At 66.0% G+C, this 16,804-nt stretch carries 16 protein-coding genes; 9 read left to right on the top strand and 7 right to left on the bottom strand.

Translation table 11 applies throughout. From position 1 onward, the window contains the following. Window positions 1–257 precede the first annotated feature (257 nt). Together KHP12_RS05425 and KHP12_RS05420 are read left to right on the top strand one after the other, a co-directional pair. Window positions 258–776 carry a hypothetical protein gene (locus KHP12_RS05425; RefSeq protein ID WP_086882311.1) on the top strand — a complete coding sequence of 173 codons (519 nt, stop codon included), beginning with the start codon at window positions 258–260 and terminating at the stop codon, window positions 774–776. A 918-nt stretch (window positions 777–1,694) separates the two neighbouring features. Continuing rightward, entirely contained in the window at window positions 1,695–2,702 is a 1,008-nt protein-coding gene (locus KHP12_RS05420; RefSeq protein ID WP_086882312.1) for a recombinase family protein, read from the top strand. Window positions 2,703–3,355: 653 nt separating this feature from the next. Here KHP12_RS05420 and KHP12_RS05415 read toward each other — a convergent pair. The 4 genes from KHP12_RS05415 to KHP12_RS05400 form a co-directional block, all read right to left on the bottom strand. Further along, window positions 3,356–4,843, bottom strand: coding sequence for a hypothetical protein (locus KHP12_RS05415; protein WP_086882313.1), 1,488 nt, complete (start codon window positions 4,841–4,843; stop codon window positions 3,356–3,358). Window positions 4,844–4,928: 85 nt separating this feature from the next. Then, a complete protein-coding gene (locus tag KHP12_RS05410) occupies window positions 4,929–5,099 on the bottom strand; it encodes an ASCH domain-containing protein (protein WP_244202862.1) in 171 nt (56 codons plus the stop codon). A 162-nt stretch (window positions 5,100–5,261) separates the two neighbouring features. Continuing rightward, complete coding sequence (locus KHP12_RS05405; protein ID WP_211831577.1) at window positions 5,262–5,561, bottom strand: DUF7701 domain-containing protein; 300 nt, start codon at window positions 5,559–5,561, stop codon at window positions 5,262–5,264. After that, window positions 5,558–6,022, bottom strand: a complete 465-nt coding sequence (locus tag KHP12_RS05400; RefSeq protein ID WP_086882315.1) for a RipA family octameric membrane protein — start codon at window positions 6,020–6,022, stop codon at window positions 5,558–5,560. The genes KHP12_RS05405 and KHP12_RS05400 overlap by 4 nt, the downstream gene beginning before the upstream one ends. Before the next feature lie 612 nt (window positions 6,023–6,634). Here KHP12_RS05400 and KHP12_RS05395 point away from each other — a divergent pair. The 3 genes from KHP12_RS05395 (at window position 6,635) to KHP12_RS05385 (ending at window position 9,430) form a co-directional block, all read left to right on the top strand. Continuing rightward, the gene (locus tag KHP12_RS05395) at window positions 6,635–8,011 is read left to right on the top strand and encodes an IS1380 family transposase (protein ID WP_211831576.1); all 1,377 of its coding nucleotides are present in this window, start codon (window positions 6,635–6,637) and stop codon (window positions 8,009–8,011) included. Window positions 8,012–8,244: 233 nt separating this feature from the next. Continuing rightward, complete coding sequence (locus KHP12_RS05390) at window positions 8,245–8,457, top strand: hypothetical protein (RefSeq protein WP_244202863.1); 213 nt, start codon at window positions 8,245–8,247, stop codon at window positions 8,455–8,457. 478 nt (window positions 8,458–8,935) lie between these two features. After that, window positions 8,936–9,430: a hypothetical protein gene (locus KHP12_RS05385; protein ID WP_211831575.1), complete on the top strand. Its 495-nt coding sequence runs from the start codon at window positions 8,936–8,938 to the stop codon at window positions 9,428–9,430. 130 nt (window positions 9,431–9,560) lie between these two features. On the opposite strand, the gene KHP12_RS05380 is transcribed toward KHP12_RS05385, so the two are convergent. Next, window positions 9,561–9,833, bottom strand: coding sequence for a hypothetical protein (locus tag KHP12_RS05380; RefSeq protein ID WP_086882317.1), 273 nt, complete (start codon window positions 9,831–9,833; stop codon window positions 9,561–9,563). Between the two features lie 555 nt (window positions 9,834–10,388). Here KHP12_RS05380 and KHP12_RS05375 point away from each other — a divergent pair. The 4 genes from KHP12_RS05375 to KHP12_RS05360 all read left to right on the top strand — a co-directional run bounded on the left by KHP12_RS05375 (window position 10,389) and on the right by KHP12_RS05360 (window position 14,706). Next, the gene (locus KHP12_RS05375; RefSeq protein WP_211831568.1) at window positions 10,389–10,607 is read left to right on the top strand and encodes a hypothetical protein; all 219 of its coding nucleotides are present in this window, start codon (window positions 10,389–10,391) and stop codon (window positions 10,605–10,607) included. A gap of 524 nt (window positions 10,608–11,131) precedes the next feature. Further along, window positions 11,132–12,922 (top strand): reverse transcriptase/maturase family protein, encoded by a 1,791-nt coding sequence (locus KHP12_RS05370; protein ID WP_086882058.1) that lies wholly within the window; start codon window positions 11,132–11,134, stop codon window positions 12,920–12,922. Further along, window positions 12,919–13,296 carry a hypothetical protein gene (locus KHP12_RS05365; RefSeq protein WP_211831563.1) on the top strand — a complete coding sequence of 126 codons (378 nt, stop codon included), beginning with the start codon at window positions 12,919–12,921 and terminating at the stop codon, window positions 13,294–13,296. The genes KHP12_RS05370 and KHP12_RS05365 overlap by 4 nt, the downstream gene beginning before the upstream one ends. A 120-nt stretch (window positions 13,297–13,416) precedes the next feature. After that, window positions 13,417–14,706 carry an MFS transporter gene (locus KHP12_RS05360; RefSeq protein ID WP_211831561.1) on the top strand — a complete coding sequence of 430 codons (1,290 nt, stop codon included), beginning with the start codon at window positions 13,417–13,419 and terminating at the stop codon, window positions 14,704–14,706. An 86-nt stretch (window positions 14,707–14,792) separates the two neighbouring features. Here the strand turns inward: KHP12_RS05360 and KHP12_RS05355 are convergent, their stop codons facing one another. After that, window positions 14,793–15,098, bottom strand: coding sequence for a Tn3 family transposase (locus tag KHP12_RS05355; RefSeq protein WP_208653033.1), 306 nt, complete (start codon window positions 15,096–15,098; stop codon window positions 14,793–14,795). Between the two features lie 349 nt (window positions 15,099–15,447). Then, a complete protein-coding gene (locus tag KHP12_RS50610; protein WP_246643034.1) occupies window positions 15,448–16,683 on the bottom strand; it encodes a hypothetical protein in 1,236 nt (411 codons plus the stop codon). Window positions 16,684–16,804 lie beyond the last annotated feature (121 nt).

Here is a 16,804-nt window from a genome sequence, read left to right as displayed (position 1 = left end):
GTCAGACCAAGTGCCCGCCCCCACTGCGCTCAAGTTCGGCCTCGGCGACCTGCACGGACAAACCCGGCGACCCGAATACCGGATGGCGAACCGTGACGGTTGGAACCATCGTCTCCCCCAACGGTAGCCACGACTCCGGAACTGCCTACAGCTCCGTCCTGTACGTGCCCTGCGTGTGAGCATGACGTGAGACAGACCTGTGCTCGCCCTGCCCGGCTGCGGCGGGCACAGCACTCTCGAGAGGGGCTTCAGCAGCCATGAACAGTGCCCGTGACAACGTCGTCTGGCGCGAGTGCCGCGCCCTGAGCCGATGTCTGCTGCCCCTGATCGACCAGGAAACCTGGCGGCGTGATCGTCGCCATGACGACTTCCGCGAACGCGGCCTGGACGTGCCCCAGGGGGAGCGATTGCTCGGGACCTTCGCAGCGCTCACCATGCACACCGTCATCCTGGACGCCGCAGCGGCCGGACGCCCGTCCACCGTCGAAGCCCTGCACGCCACGGCACTGCGCACCGTCGCCCATACCGTCATGAATAAGCGCGACTACGAGTTCCTGGCTGCGGCGCCCGCGCAGGCGGACGACGACATGGAGGAACACGACGTCGCCGCCTTTCGGCTGCTCGCCTACCAGACCGGCCGCGCGGCTCATGTGTTTGCCTACCTCGGCAGCCAGGTACGTGCCACCTTCGACACCCTGGCCAGCCGTAGCCGGACAACAACCGCAACCTGCGGCGACCTCCGGCAGTGGGCGAGCCAGGCGAAACTCCTTCCGTAAGCGAGTGAACGCGTCGGCCGCCGGCGCGGACACCGACCTCGTCCAGGGCGAAAGAGCCGGCGCAGGGGCGGCACTGTCGTTCAACGCGGTCACGGGGGAACATGATCAGTTGGAGATCGCACCCGAGTAGGCGCCACTTGAAATGAGTCGCGGCTGATCTTCCCCGAGTTACCCGGTACGGCGCGTGATCAGGGCCTCCAGACCGTCGAGGATCCGCACAAACCGACTGGAAGACATACCTCCCCGGGGTGACTTACCGCGGGACCTGCTGAGACACGTTCCGCGTCCGCGGATTGTTCCTGTCGTGTGATCTACCTGGTCATAAAGGCGTGGGTGCGAGGCGGACGGTCCAGGGGCATAGCCGGATGCGCAGGGCCGGGGCCGGCGGGGGCGGCGGGGGTTTCGGCTCGCGCCAGTCGGCTACCGGTTTCGTCAGCCGGCGCGTCATCAGGGCCATGGCGGTCCAGGCCAGAGCTGAGGGGATGCCTGGGCCGGCGCGCCGCATTATCCACGCAGCACCGCGTTCGACGGCCCCCCGGCGCGGCGACGCGACTGCGCCCCGGGGGGCCGCGCCTTGCGGCTGATGTCCGAGGTAGGAGCCCGGGGCCTTCAAGTACCGCGCGCCCGCGTCGTGCCCTTTTCCGCTCGACCGCCGACGTACGCTGCGGCGGTCGAGCGGTACCTCACCGCAGCTCAGGCCGAAGCCCGTCAACGGTCCAAGGAGAAGAAGACCCCCGCCGCCGGCTCGGGGAACAACGGAACAGCGGTTAGCGGTAGCGATTTGATGCCTCTCACAAATGACCGAATGCGAGAGTTCTGCGAAAACCCCGGAGACAATCACGTTTCCCCAGGTCGCCACTCGCAGAAGTCCTCTCGAAACCGGCGCGTTGTGCGAGGCACTTCTGAGAGACTGCCGCCGTGGATCTCACGCCCGATCAGGCAGCATTGGCGGTAGAACGCCACGACTGCCCCAACTGTGACGCCCCCGCCGGCAGCGCCTGCCGCACCCGGGGCGGGAAGACGGCCGCGAAGTACCACACCCCGCGCTTCGTCCTCGTGCCCGCGCTGCGCGAGGAACTCGAGGTGCCGGTGCCCGCCGACCGCGGACCCGGCCGCGCTTGGAAGCAGGGCCCGGCGCTCGCGGTCGTGCCCGCGCCCCGCACCCAGCAGCCGGTGCGGATCGGGTACGCGAGGACGTCGACCGCGCGGCAGGAGCTGGCGAGCCAACTCGAAGCCCTCCGACGGGCGGAGTGTCACAAGATCTTCCACGAGCAGATCAGCACCCGCGTCAAAGTCCGGCCCGAGCTGGAGAAGGCCCTCGCGCTGGCCCACCAGTTCAAGGAGGCCGCGCCCGAGACCCCGGTCATCCTCACCGTCCACGAACTCAAGCGGCTCGCCCGCAACGCCGCCGAGCTCATGGCGCTCTCCGCCGAGCTCCAGGCCGGAGGCATCCAGCTCGAGCTCCTCACCTGCCCGCTCACCGGCATCTACGACCCCAACGGCATGGGCGCCATGTTCTTCGCCGTCCTCGCCGTCGCCGGACAGATCGAGCGCAACTACATCCGGGAGAAGACCCTCGAAGGCCAGGTCACCGCCGCATCCAAGGGCAACCACGGCGGACGGCCCAAGGTCATCGACGACGACATGCTCACCTTCGCCATCGCGCTGAAGGACAAAGGCGTCCCCGTCCCGGAGATCGCAAAGAAGCTCACCATCAAGACCGGCAAGAACGCGGGCCAGTCCCCCTCGGTCGCCTCCCTCTACCGCGCCCTCGCCGAAGCCGAGCAGACCGCCGCGGACGACGGCGTGTCGCTCCGGCCGAAGCCTGTCCGCATCCGCCGGCCCGAGGACCCGCTGACGGCCGAGGAGGCGGATCTTCGCGAACGCCTTCAGAGGCAGGTTCTCCAGCGTCCAGAGGGCGAGTAGCCAGCAAGATCAATCTCACCGATCACTACGGGACGCAGGTGCGGGTGAGGGATGCGACGGGACAACCTCAGGGCTGCCATCTATGACTCAGGATGTTGAGTAACGGGTCGTCCACTGGTCAGCATCACGACAGCCTTCCAGGCCGCGAAGCCGAACATCAGCCGCGTGGTATGGCGTCGCCAGTTGCCCTACGCCACTTGGTGCCGAACGGTGGCCAGCTTCAAGTGCCTGCCGGCGAAGCGCGGTGACGGGCTTGACCTTCTCCGACCCTCGCTGCCGCTCATCTTCCTCGTCTCCAATCCCTGCACGCCGTGGTACATACGCTCCTCATACGCCATGCCGTATCCCCTCCCGTTTGATCGCAGCGGCCGACGACTCTCACCCTGCCGGAGCGGGGCGTGTGCCGGTAGGGAGCGAAGGGGCGCCCGCGCGTGGGGGAGGCGCTCCAGATGTGACACAGAACGGTCGGCGACTGAACGCAGTTGTTGCCGGAGCCGCTGCTGGATGCAGTTGGCGGCGCTTTCTACATCGGTACAGTCGTTGGCGCCGAGATTGATCACGGCCCTGAGCTGACCACACACGCGCGAACAGCTCGCGCCCGTCCACGATCCCCCGAGTCCCGACGCGGGCTCCTGCACACCAGAAATCCTAGGTCAGCCATACAGCACGCCGGTTTCCTTCTCGTACTCTTCGATCGCGGTGAAGGCGGGGAGCAGCGCGGGCATCATCGCCGTGAACAGGTTCGACTTCACGTTGCCGTAGTCGTCCACAACGGGCGCGATGGCCGGCGTCCAGTCCGCAGCGAAATGGATGACGCCTTGGATCACCGTCCGGTGCTGAGTGTCCAGCCACCGGGGGCACTCCGGCAGGCGCGGCGCAGCGGCACGGATGCGCTGGTACTCGGCCTTCTTCAGCGCCGGGATGAACAACACCAGCCGATGCGGAGGCAGAAGCTGGAACGCCTCGGCCAGCTCCCACATCGTGCCCTCACTGGTGCCCAGGGTCAGCGCGGTCAGCCGGGACTTCCGCATCAGCTCGCGCACCGGCTCCTGCCAGCCCTCGTGCGGCAGGTACATGCGCACCGCGCCCACATGCGGCAGCCGCTCACCCGGTGCGCCGACCGCGACCAACGGCCCGACCGGCCGCAAGATCTCGGCGAGGTGCTCCTCTGCCGAAGCTCCGGACACCAGGAACCCGGTAATTGCACCACCCCCCATGCCCGGCAGCGGCACTTCGTGCAGGGCCGTCTGCTGCTCGTCTTCCCTGAACGAGCGCAGGTAAAGCACGTAGGAACCGGCCTTGAGGTGTCGATGATCCGGAACGAAGCGGGACCGGTGCCGCCGCGCCCGCAGGAAGGTCTTGCGGCCCTGCGTGAACACGAAACCGCCGAGGATCATCGTCCACAGCGTGAGGAACATCTGCCACCACGCGAGGTCGAGGGGTTCCATCATCACGGACAGTCCGCCGAGCGTCAGGGTCAGCCCGACCAGACAGCATAACCAGGCCGCGACCCACAGCAGCGATCCCAGCCACGCGTCCCTGCGGATCGGCCTCGACAGGAGCTCCCGCGCTTGCCGGGTGCGGGCGAGCTTCAGCGTCTTGCCGCCGTAAAGGACGCTGAACAACCCGGTGACACCGATGAGGAACCCGTTGGGCTCCACCCAGTCCGGGGTGATGTCAGGCCGCTGCAGCACCAGCGTGGGAACGGTCGTGAGGGCGACACCGGCCAGCATCATCACGTAGCCGAGGACCCGCAGCCTCGTATGCGGAGGCCGGGTCGGACCATCCACGCCGGTCGCGGGTTCCTGTGCGGGATCTCCCTGGGCGGGGTCACGGAACTCCCAGCGGCCGCTCCAGCTCAGCCGCTTGCCCTGCTGCGGCAGCCACATCACCAGGCCGCCGAGCACCGTGGACAGCGGAACCACGTACCGCCACCACCTGTCCCACCACTGCGGGAACCGGTCGGGCACCAGCAACGGGATGGCAATGAAAAGCCCGAACAGCAGTAGCGGGAACACGGTTTGGCACAGCATCCCGACGAGCTGCTGGCGCGTCCTCCGTCCGCTCAGTCCGGACATCGCCAGCATGCCCGTGGCCCAGATCAGCAGGAACCGTAGTACCGACTCAGGCGATAAATTCATGCACACACTGTGCTGGAAGATCTGTGGCCGGTCATCATCCTGGCCGCCCCCAAGGCCGTTCCCGGGGAGTGTCCGGGACGGCCTGTTATGCGGGCTGGAGTTCGAGGTGGATGGCGAAGACGCCGAGGGCTTCCTTGGCCGGGGGATAGATGCTGCGGCAGGCGGCCAGTAACTGGTCGCGGGTCATGCCTGCTTTGCCGATGGCGGCGTCATCCTCCGCTTCGAGCATCGCCTCAAAAGAGGCGCATTCGGTCATGGCCCTGTTCTCGTATAGCTACGGTGAAAGGACAAGTAGCTCAGCGTAATTTCAGGGCCTCTGCTTCGGTGCGGGGCTCGGGAATCTCTCCGCGGTTCAGGGCGGCGAAGTCGGCATGGGCCTGTTTGACGGCTTCGGGGTACGCCTCGTGGCGCTCTGGCGTCAGCTGACGCGCTCTTGGGTATAGCGGGCGGCAGTGCGGATAGCCCGCGCGTACGGAGCGTCGAAGGCCCGGGTCTGCGCGTCGAGGTCCTGGAAGGGCACCAGCGCCTGGTGACGGCTGTTGACCGACTGTATCCAGGCCGACCAGGCGTCGTGGACGTCCTCTTCAGTGACCTGCTCCCCCTTAGCCCTCAAGAGCACGGCGTAGATACGGAACAAATCGTCAGAATCCTCAGGAGGTTCGGCTTCAGCCGGAAGGCAGGAACGGATCAGTTCGGCGAGCTGGTCGAGGTAGGTCACATCGTCAGTGTGCCAACGAAGACGAGCAGATGCGCTACGGCGAACACCACGGGGATCACGCGCTCGGATGTGCCCAGTTCCGCATAACGCTTGCGCCAGCCGTGAACGGGGTCGCGTCGCAGCTGATCCCACTCGTCGGTGAAGATCTTGGCAGGGAGACCTTCCTCCAGCTTGATGATGACCTTGAACTTCGCGGTGTTCAGGTCCCGGTAGCTACGCAGTTGCATCCACCACGTCGCAGAGAGCGTCACGCCGACCAGAAGCAGCGACGCCGACACCCACCACGGAGCGTTGGACAGCTTCGGAAAGCCGAGACCGATCAAGGCGACGAACGTGGTCTGCACGGTCAAGAAGAACGCGTTGGCGGTTCCGCGGCGCACCGATACCCGGTCGGCCATCTCGACGGCGAGTTTGTACAGTTCCAGCACCTCAGCCCGCTGCTCTGGGTCAGATAACGCCACTGCCCCTCCTCCGGTGGCCGGGGCTGCTTGCTAGCCCTGGTCCCCCCACTCCGTCACGCGACCGCCCAGGATGCATCGCCACGGGCACAGATCTAGGCCCAAACAAAGAAAGTGGCGCAAAGTAGCCAGGCCGACTGCCGCCAGATGGCAACTCGCTAGCCTGCGCTGTGCCACTCGACCTTGCTCTCACCTGCGAATCGGGCAGCTATCCCGACATCCCGCTGAATCTTTCCCGGCGTCGGGGTAGGCCAGCCACGCGGCGTCGGATACCTTTCCGCACTCTTCGAACGAGATCGCAGCCTCAGCCGCAGCGTCCCCTGGCTCTGCCCTCCGGCACGAAGTCCTTGAACTACCCGGCCCTGTCGCTGCGGATGCTCTCGGCAATTGCGAACCACCACCGCCCAACTCCGCCTGGGTCGCCGCCGAACGCCGCTCAGAAGGAGCGCTGTCGAAGCGTTGTCCGTCTCTCGTGCACTGAGGTGCATGCCTAGCCTCGCGCTTTCACGCGGCAGGGCGTCCAGTGGTTGATCAGAAACGCGGAGAGTGCTCCTGACCTGCAACGATGGGACGTGTTTAGGGTCCAGGTCGTCGCGTGAAAGAAGCACTCTCCAGGTGAAGAAGCGTATCGGGTCCTATCCGCGTGTTCGTACCGAAGGCGGTGGTCGCGGGGTGGTCTCCCAGGCCGGCGGTGTGCTGCTGGTCGAGACGGTTCGCAGGACCGGCCTGGATCAGGCGATATCTGCGGCGTTGGCGCCGTGGCGCAGGCCGCGGGCGGTGCATGGTCCGGGCAAGATCCTGCTGGATGTGGTGCTCGCCGTGGCGCTGGGAGGGGACTGCCTGGCCGATGTGGGCATGTTGCGGGCCGAGCCGGCCGTGTTCGGTCCGGTGGCCTCCGACCCCACGGTCTCCCGGCTGATCAGCACGCTGTCGTCGGGCGGACAGCGGGTCCTGACCGCGTTGCGTTCCGCCCGTGCTGAAGTACGCCAACACGTGCGGCGGTTGGCCGGGGAAGCCGCGCCGGACGCGGGCGGGCAGGTGATCGTGGATATCGACGGGGTCCTCGTCCTGGCGCACTCCGAGAAGCAGGACGCCGCCGCGACCTGGAAGAAGACGTTCGGACACCACCCGCTGATGGGCTTCGTCGATCATGGCCGGGGCGGGTCCGGCGAGCCGGTCGTGGGTCTGTTGCGGCCCGGCAATGCGGGCTCCAACACCGCCGCGGACCACAGCGAGGCCACCAAGCTGGCCCTGGCCCAGCTGCCGAAACGGCTACGACGCGGGCGGCAGACGCTGATCCGTACCGACTCCGGCGGTGGCACCCACGAGTTCGTCGCCTGGCTCGCCCAGCGTGGAAGGTGGCTGTCGTACTCGGTCGGCATGACCATCACCGATGCCATCCACCAAGCCGTCCTGAAGGTCCCGGCCTCGGCGTGGACACCGGCCGTGGAAGCCGACGGCGAGATCCGCGACGGCGCCTGGGTCGCCGAACTCGCCGGTGACTGCCTGACGGGCTGGCCGAAGGGACTACGGCTGATTGTGCTCAAGGAACGGCCGCACCCCGGTGCCCAGTTGCGCTTCACCGACGCCGCCGGCATGCGCCTTACCTGCTTCGCCACCAACACGGCCGACGAGGCGATCGCCACCCTCGAACTGCGCCACCGCCAGCGGGCACGCGCCGAGGACCGCATCCGCGCCGCCCGCGCCACCGGCCTGCGCAACCTCCCCCTCCACGACGCCGCGCAGAACCAGATCTGGCTGGAGATCGTCCAGATCGCCCTCGACCTGCTGGCCTGGATGCCCGTGCTTGCCCTGACCGGCAAGGCCCGCCTGTGGGAGCCCCGCCGCCTGCGGCTTCGGCTGTTCTCCACCGCCGCCCAGCTCATCACCACCGGACGCCGCCGCATCCTCCGCCTGGCCAAGCACTGTCCCTGGACCGACGTGATCACCGAAGCCCTGGAACGACTCCACGCCCTCCCGAACCCCGTCTGACCAGCGTCTTCCCGCCCCTGCGAGCAGCACCAGCCCACCGGAGCAGTGGAACCCGGCGCCCACCCGACGCGAAAACCGGGCCATCAGCCTGCCCAGACTCCGAAAACCCCGACCAACACCCACCACAAAGGGGCCGCCAGCAAGCTGACGGACCCCTCATGCAAGATCGAGGCTAACTTGCCTTACGTTGTTCCAGCTCGTTGATCTGTAGAGATGCTTGACAGCACTAGATAATGGGCGATGTCGTCAACGATGCGGGGCGGGCCGCGATCACCCGTCTGGTCCAAAACCGTGAGGTCGACCTGGACGCCTACACAGGACCGGTCTACTTCGTGATGCACGGCGTGCGGAGCGAAGACCGAGCCCGCGAACTCGCGGCCGCACTCCACGCCGCTCTGTACGGAGACCTGGGCCCTCTCAACCGCGCTGGCGCTTCCGCCTCCTGACCCGGGCCTTGACTGGCGCAGCCGTTGACGCTGAGATCCGGCATCCCGCGAAGCGCAACGAGACTGATCGACCCGAAGGCGGTGGCCACCACCGCCGCCCAGTTCTTGCGGTCTTCAGAGGCATGTCCGCCCCCACAGTGCTGCCCCAGCGAGGGAAAGCCATAGCCCACCCCGGCCCGAAGGGGGCCGAGCACTCCACGCCGGGCGCAGGCTATGCAGCGTGGGCTGCAACTCTCCGGCGCCGGGGTGGACCGCCATGCCATACACAGTGCCTCACAGGCAATGCCGGGCCGACAAGGCAACGTCACGACAGACCACCCGTATGGAGTAAATCACGGCGTCGGGGCAGATGGCGCATGGTCACCGAGACGCAGGCGCCGGGGAACTCGAGGGATGTCGCACATAATCACTCGAATGGGCCAAAGCGCGCCGCCTCCGGATGCGCCCGCCAGATTTTTATTGCTGAATCGACTACGGAATGATCGATTTCACGCATGCGATCATCCAACACACTAAGCCAATCTCGCGCGATACACCCATCCCGCCAGAATGGGGAGAACACTTTAATCGCGAGTCAGGGTTTCGGATCGATGTTGGCCAACGTTACTCGATGTCAGTGTTCCTGGACTCTCGATTCACCGTCGGTGGTGACGCTATTCGTTGCTTCCTAAGAATCCCTGACCAGCTGCTGCCGCGCTGTATCAGCTGCCTTGGCGAGGAGTGGAGTGTCCATACGGAAACCAAAGAAGAGGATAGGTTCGGCATCATCATCATCTACACCTCGAAAAGAAAAGCGCTGACTGCCGGGGAGGGGCAGGTTTGGAAGAATGGAGAGGTCAGCTTTCGAGTAGCGACACTGTACGATGGAATCACGCAAGCCGGAAATCTATCGTATGGGGTAGATGCCAAGATGGAGCAGAATGGGAACTTGACGGTCACCGTCAACGTGAAATACGCCGACCCCCGCACGTAAAAATGAGCGATGGCCTGGGCCGTTGACAAACCCGGTGTTGTGCTCCTGCCCGCCTGCTAGTGAGCTGATCATCGACGCCGTCGCCCGGCACGTCGCTGAGCACGACCCCGCCGCTCGCCGTCTGGGTTGATCACAGCGGCCTACGGCACGTTTCCGGCGTATTCCGGTTGGCCTCCTGGTTCGCCCAGGACGCCACCAGCCGCCGCGTCGTCCAAGCGTTCCTGCGCTGGAGCATGGACCACCCGGACATGCCCCGGTTGAAGGTGCCCACGATCCCCTGATCCGCAAGATCATGACCAGCGACAGTCTCCCGCTCATGGAACGGATCGCGGCAGCCCTGATCCTCCTCTATGCCCAGCCCGTCCGTCGGCTCGTCCGGCTCGCCGTCCACGACGTCCAGCACGACGGTGACCAGGTCACACTCCTCCTCGGCGACCCGCCCACGCCAGTTCCAGAGCCCCTTGCCGACCTACTGCTCGGCTACATACGTGACGAACGCCCGAACAGGCCAGGTGGCACTCTTCCCACCAGCGACTGGCTCTTCCCCGGACGCAGGGCAGGACAGCCCATGGACCCGCCACCCTCGGCAAGCGACTCACCGCTGCAGGCGTCCCCACCCTCCACGGCCGGACCGCCACCCTGCAGCAACTCGTTCTTCAGGCACCGCCGTCGGTCGTCGCGGGGATGCTCGGCTACCACACAGTCCACACCGAGGCCGTTGCCGCCCAAGCCGCAGGCATCTGGAAGAAGTACGCCCCGGTGACCACACTCGGTGACCCCACAGCCTGTCAGCTACTGGAACACCGACCACTCGATCACAGACTCCTACCGATACTGGACCCCTTGTGCGTCAATGACGGGAACTGGTCTGTCCTTCTCCTATCGTTCTGGACAAGCATGGTCACACGCACGCTGACCTCTCGGTGCCTTTCCGGGTACCCGATGATTGGAGTCAGCAGTGACCACGACAGCGCATGCTGTGTCGCAGATAGAACAAACCGAAGCCGCACTCGGTTGCGTGGCCTATTCCTGGACGCCGGAAGTCCATGACTTCTACGGCGACCCGGAAGCCATCCTGCACAAGATGGACGGCCTGGACATGGAGCTTTCCGACCGCCGGATCTTCGTGCTGCTCACGGAAAGCGCGGGACAGGCGCAAGTCCGCTGTGCGCCGTGAGGCGCTTCGTTGTATCCCCGACCCAATCGGGAGGAACTTGGAGGAATGTTTCTGGGTCACCTGACTTACCTGGACGCGAAAGCGCGAGGGGACAAGAGCATGTCAGGAAAGCGGCGGCCGTCTGGAGACGTTCAGGGCGGGGTGCCGCAAGGCCCGCACGATAAGGCCAAGGCTGGATTGCTTGAAGTTCAATCTCCGGTGGTGAAAGTGCGCACCCGTCGGAATAACGTCTGAAACCGACGTCGCGTCATGCCCGGCCATGAACCGTGAAGCCGAGGCAACCTCCATGGCGCGAAACGCCGCCCAACGAGGGTGGTCAAGGAGATGAGTGAACGGCCTACGTCGTGCTCGATACGTACAGCGAAGACGTACCACGGGATCGCCTACGGGGCGCGAGCCCTATGGCGACGGAGGTGCCGTAGTAGTCGCAGGAGTAACGACCTGCCAAGGAGGCCGGGAAAACCGGGACCACAGGGCGAAGGGCACCAGGTGATCGAGATGTTCGGCGAAGGGAAGCATGCGCAATGCAGAGTGCTGAAACGGTGCTGAGCGTCCTCCGCAAGCGCGGTGAGAGAGGTTTGCCGGTCGAAAGACTCTACCGGCAGTTATTCAACACGGAGTTGTTTCTGCTGGCCTACGGGCGCATCTATGCCAACAAGGGAGCGATGACTCCCGGGGCCACCAGGGAAACCGTGGATGGCATGTCCCTGGAGAAGATCCAGAGGATCATCGAATCGCTCCGCTGCGAGCGCTATCGATGGTCCCCGGCGAGACGCGTATACATCGAGAAGAAGGGATCAGCCAAGAAGCGTCCGCTAGGACTGCCGACTTGGTCGGACAAGCTCGTGGCCGAGGTAGTGCGCATGCTTCTAGAGGCGTACTACGACGTCCAGTTCTCCGACCGCTCCCACGGCTTCCGTCCCGGCCGGGGCTGTCACACCGCACTGAGTGAGGTGGAACGGTATTGGACGGGAACCCATTGGTTCGTCGAGGGCGATATCTCCGACTGCTTCGGCAGCCTTGACCATAGTGTCATGCTGTCGATCCTGTCGGAGAAAGTCCACGATGGCCGTTTCCTCCGGCTGATCGGGCACATGCTCAAGGCTGGATATCTGGAGGATTGGCGCTGGAATGCGACACTCAGCGGTGCTCCGCAAGGTGGAGTGGCCAGCCCGATCCTGTCGAACATCTACCTTGATCGGCTCGATCAGTTCGTTGAACAGTCGCTGCTGCCCGAATACAACCACGGCCAGCGTCGACAACCGAACCGGGAATACCGGCGGTTGGAGCACTGGATCCAAGGGGCGAGACGGCGCGGTTGCCGAAAATCGGTGCGGGAGCTCGAACCCCGGCGCCGAGCGTTGCCGAGCCAAGACCCCAATGATCCAGACTATCGACGGCTTCGGTATGTGCGCTATGCCGACGACTGGCTGCTGGGATTCGCCGGGCCCAGGCACGAAGCAGAGGAGATCAAGTCAAAGATTCGGGCGTTCCTGCGAGAGGAACTCGAGCTGGAACTTTCTGAGGCCAAGACGTTGATCACGCACGCCACCAGCCAGGCGGCGCACTTCCTCGGCTACGACATCAAATCCCAATACTCCAACGACAAGATCACCCGTAATCGACGGGCAGTCAATGGATCCATTGGGCTGTTTGTGCCCAGGCAGGCGATCAGGCAGCGATGCGCGCTCTACATGAGCAAGGGAAAACCGGCGCTGAGAGGTTCGGTCATGCGTGACGATGACTTCACCATCGTTGCGAAGTACCAGTCCGAGTTTCAAGGTGTCGTCCAGTACTACCTTCTGGCCCAGGACGTCTTTCGCCTGGGCAAGCTCCGATGGGTCATGGAGACTTCGATGCTCAAGACCTTGGCCGGGAAACATCGCAGCACGGTCACGAAGACGGCTCGAAAGTACAAGAGCATGATCGAGACGCCGGAAGGACCGCGCACCTGTTTCCAGGTCACTGTCGAACGCGATCGAGGGAGGAAACCACTGGTCGCCCGATTCGGGGGGATCCCGCTCAAACGACAGCGCACAGCGACCCTCACCGACCTCAAGCCCGTCATGGCCAGCAGCAAGCGCAACGAGCTGATTCATCGACTCCTCGCCGAATGCTGTGAGCTCTGCGAGTCACGGACACACCTGGAAGTGCACCATGTCCGCAAACTCGCCGACCTCAACCGCCCAGGACGGCGCGAGAAACCGGCATGGGTCCGCCTCATGGCGATGCGACGGCGGAAAACCTTGGTGATCTGCCGCCGCTGTCATGAAGACATCCATTCCGGGCGGCCCACTGCGCTCAAACGGACGTGATCACTGGAGAGCGGAATGCGGGGAAACTCGCCCGTTCCGTTCGGGAAGGGGCCGTCGGAAAAGGACCCGAGCCACGGGCACCTCGTCGGCGGCCTACTTCACTCTTCGAGCGGGCCGAGGACGGCCAGTACACGGTCTCCACCTGGTCGGGCGACTCGCTCGACGGGCTCGGCGGCAGTCTCGCCGACACCATCCTGGCCAACCGGGGCATCCACTGTGTCGGTGAGCAGACCCGCGCCGTGCTGGCTCCCCTCGGGATGCAGGTGCAGGGGACCGTCCCGGCGCCCGCCAGCCACCGGGCCGCCTTCGCGCACACCGTGCGTGGCCACGGCGAGGGGACGTTCACCCGGGCCACGTGTGCCCTCCTGTGTTGACGGCGTAGCGCCGAGACCTCCGGACGGCCGTCCCAGACACGCCGGGGACGGCCGTCCCCGTGCCGAAGACGCCAGGCTCGCCTCCGCGAGCGGTCCGAGCAAGCCCGAGAGAGGCCATGGATGAGCACCGGTACTCAGCCCGCTGCACGGCGGGACTTCGCCGGGCTGTGGGCCTCCTATGGCCTCAGCAGCCTGGCGGACGGTCTTGTGGTCATCGTCCTGCCGCTGACGGCTCTCGACCTCACCTCGTCGCCGGGGCTGGTGGCCGGGGTGAAGTGGGCGCAGACGCTGCCGTACGTGCTGTGCACGCTGGCTATCGGCATACTCATCGACCGGGCAGAGCGCAGCCGCCTGATCCTGCGGGCGCATGTGCTGCGAGCGGTGGCCCTGGTCCTGTTGGCGCTCGCCCTGGCGGGAGACGTGGCGCCGCTGCCCCTCCTGTACGTCGTGGCCTTCCTGCTCGGCACGGCCGAACTCGTGGCGGATCTGACCACGACCTCTGTCCTGCCCGCGATGGTGCCGCAGGACCGGCTCGACGGCGCCAACGCTCGGCTGGAAAGCGCCCGTTCCTCACTGAACGAGTTCGTCGGCCCGCCGCTGGGCGGCTTGCTCGTCGCCATCGGCGCCATCACCGCCACGCTGAGCATGGCGGGCCTCTACCTTGTGGCGGCCGGAGCGGTGCTCTTGCTCCTGCGCGGCTCCTACGACCCCCGCGACCGCACCGAGGCCGACGGGGAACGCCGGGAGGAGACAGCGACGGCCGCGCGGCCCCGGCTGCGGGATGAACTCACCGAAGGCTTGCACTACCTGCGGCGGCAGCCGGTGCTGTGGAATCTTGCGATCATGGTCTGCGTGATGGCAGCGACCTGGAGTGCGTGGAGCGCGGTCCTGGTGCTGTACGCCGTGACGCCCGGACCCATGGGTCTGAGCGGCACGGGATACGGGCTGTTGCTGACCACGCTCGCCCTCGGCGGCGTGCTGGGCTCGCTGACCGCCGGCCGGGTCCGCAAGGTGCTGGGCACGCGCAATCTCCTCGCCATCGACGTGGTCACGGGAATCGTCATGCTCGCGGTGCCAGCGCTGACGGCACAGGTGTGGAGTGTCGCGGCGGTGACGTTCCTGGGAGGCGTCGGCAGCGGGCTGTGGAACGTCACGGTGGTCACGCTACGCCAGCAGCTGATCCCCGACGCGCTGCTCGGCCGGGTGAGCAGCGCCAGCCGCCTCATCGGCTGGGGCGGCATGCCCCTGGGTGCCGCGCTGGCCGGTGTGCTGTCGCAGCTCGTTGGGCCCCGGCTGGTCTTCGCCCTGGGCGCCCTGGCCTGCGCGCTGCTGCTCTTCCCCTTCTTCCGGACGATCCGCGAGGAGACCATCGAGGAAGCGAAGCGGCAGCGTGCCGCCCACCGGCAGTGACGCACCGGGAGGAATGCGCCACGCTGCCCCTTCCTCCTCGCCCCCGCCCCGCCGGGGCCGACCGCCCCAGGACGGCGCCAGGTCCCTCACGACACGCCCGCCGGACGGGCGGCGTCCTCGGCCGCCCGGCGCGGGCCGGGAACCACAGCGCACAGCGGCAGCTCCAGACGCTTGTCCATGTCCAGACGGAACGTGCCGTACGGGTTAATGTTCGACCAGAACAGGACGGTCAGAGCCCGCCGGTCCTCTGCGGTGAGCCTGCCCGCCCACTCCGGCTCGGCCAGGGCCTGTTGCAGCAGCAGGGTGCTGACGTGTTCTCTGAACTTTCTCGTCGACGGAGTCCCACTCGGTCCACTGCTGCAGTAGGTGACCAGTCGTGAATGAAGCCTCAAGCGATCCTTGAAACGTACTGCGCTTCACGTAGTTCCTTGAGTTGGGTGAAGGCTTCATCAGGCGGTGGAGCACCCTCGTCTCGTCGGAGCGCACCCAGACAGTCCAACGCGTGCTCCACGAGCGGCCGAATGTAGCGGACGGGGTGGGCGTGGCGGGTCATCGTGCTCCAGTCATCGACCATGGCCAAGACGTCCACGAGCCGAGCACGAACGGCGCTGTACGGAATGCACGGTTCCCGTGTTGGGTGAGTAGCTCGCCTGTCTAGTCTGGCACTTCCTCGCTCTATGGGCATGGACATGCCCGAGCGATGAACGCCACTGGCGCTGGAAGCGTCGAGGTGTCCCCCGTTCAGGCGTCAAGCCGGAGGGCGAGGGTTTCTGCGTAGCTGAGGGCGACGGTGGCCTGCTGGAGGTTGCCTTCGGCGGTATATCGGCGTGCCATGTCTACCGTCGTCACTACGCTCGCCAGTGGGCTTTCTTCGTCGGTGTCATGGCCTGCGAGTCGGGTGCTCAGCACCTGGTGCGCCTGCTCAAGAAGATCAGCCCAGGTTCTCTCCGGGATCCCGGGCCGTAGGCCCGTCAACCTGGTGAGCCACAGGCCGGCGTGGGATTGCAGAAGTTGTTCGGTGGTGCGGTATTCGATGACCGTTCCGCAATCCAGTGCGAGATCAGGGGTGTCCGTGCATGCACCGGGCCACGAGGCAAGCGCCTCGGTGTGCGCGGGGCACAGATGGAGGAGCCAAGCCGGTCCGTCGCCAGTGTCGGGGCCCTGACGCAGCGTCGTGCCGGATGTGGAGCAGTCCAGGACGGTTCGTAGTCCGGTGACCTCTCTTCCTGCGCCCGGCCGACGGCCCACCGGCGCGTCGGACTCCCGAGGGACAACGTGCCGGTAGGCACCCAGGTACGGAAGCGAGCAGGAGATCTCGTACGGCAACGACTCGGCCAGATGCAGGACGGGCTCCAACAGGTGGTCCCAGAACGGGTCCATGCCCTCTTCGGAGGCCACGGTCAGCCGGCACCCGTCGGCTTCCTCCCTGCTTCTGCGTCGACCGTCGACTTCCTGGTGCGTGACGTTGTAGTAGGCCCCCTTCAAGCCCGCCAGCAGCAGTTCGCGCTGCTCCTCGCCGAACTGCTGCTCCTTGGCACCGCGGGCCGCACGCAGCCGGCTCGACGGGATGGAGAACGCCTCCTGCAGCTGGCCGAGGGTGGGCTCGGTGGATGCGAGCTGCTTCACCACGCTCCGGTTCAGCGGGGGTCGGCCGGAAACGAGCCGGTCCAGGACCGTGATACCGAGCAGCGCACTCGCGCTTGCGTACCACCAGGTGATCTCGCTGATCTGCCGCTCGTACTGGGCAGCAGGCTCGCTCACCTCGTCCACGGCCGCAACGTGGTAGCGAAACCCGCCGTCCTCCGTGTAGCCCTCGGCCACCTCCAACCGGGTCATGGCACGGCTGGCCTGGACGCGAGCCGCCTCCCACTCCTGCTCCAGATCCACACACGCTCGGTTCAATGAACGCAGCGTCTCCCACTCCACCTCGCTCAACGGCCCAAGATCCTGCAGATCAGGAAAACGCAGCGATCCCACCCTGTCCCCTCCCAATCCGAGCCCGGAGCGATGAACCTACTCCGTACAGCCCGCCCGTGGATCCCGCCGAAGCGTCTGCGACCGATATGAGCGGGCGCTGTCGATGTGAGGTCGCCCCGCC

This window comes from Streptomyces asiaticus (genome assembly GCF_018138715.1).
Taxonomy (GTDB): domain Bacteria; phylum Actinomycetota; class Actinomycetes; order Streptomycetales; family Streptomycetaceae; genus Streptomyces; species Streptomyces asiaticus.
The sequence above is the reverse complement of the archived record's forward strand: the minus strand, read 5'-3'. Positions and strand labels throughout refer to the sequence as shown.

Bases quoted from the DNA above. Each gene is read 5' to 3' on its own strand.
- KHP12_RS05425 (WP_086882311.1), top strand. From the start codon at position 258: ATGAACAGTGCCCGTGACAACGTCGTCTGGCGCGAGTGCCGCGCCCTG.
- KHP12_RS05415 (WP_086882313.1), bottom strand. From the start codon at position 4,843: ATGAATTTATCGCCTGAGTCGGTACTACGGTTCCTGCTGATCTGGGCC.
- KHP12_RS05410 (WP_244202862.1), bottom strand. From the start codon at position 5,099: ATGACCGAATGCGCCTCTTTTGAGGCGATGCTCGAAGCGGAGGATGAC.
- KHP12_RS05390 (WP_244202863.1), top strand. From the start codon at position 8,245: ATGGGCGATGTCGTCAACGATGCGGGGCGGGCCGCGATCACCCGTCTG.
- KHP12_RS05385 (WP_211831575.1), top strand. From the start codon at position 8,936: ATGATCGATTTCACGCATGCGATCATCCAACACACTAAGCCAATCTCG.
- KHP12_RS05370 (WP_086882058.1), top strand. From the start codon at position 11,132: ATGCAGAGTGCTGAAACGGTGCTGAGCGTCCTCCGCAAGCGCGGTGAG.
- KHP12_RS05360 (WP_211831561.1), top strand. From the start codon at position 13,417: ATGAGCACCGGTACTCAGCCCGCTGCACGGCGGGACTTCGCCGGGCTG.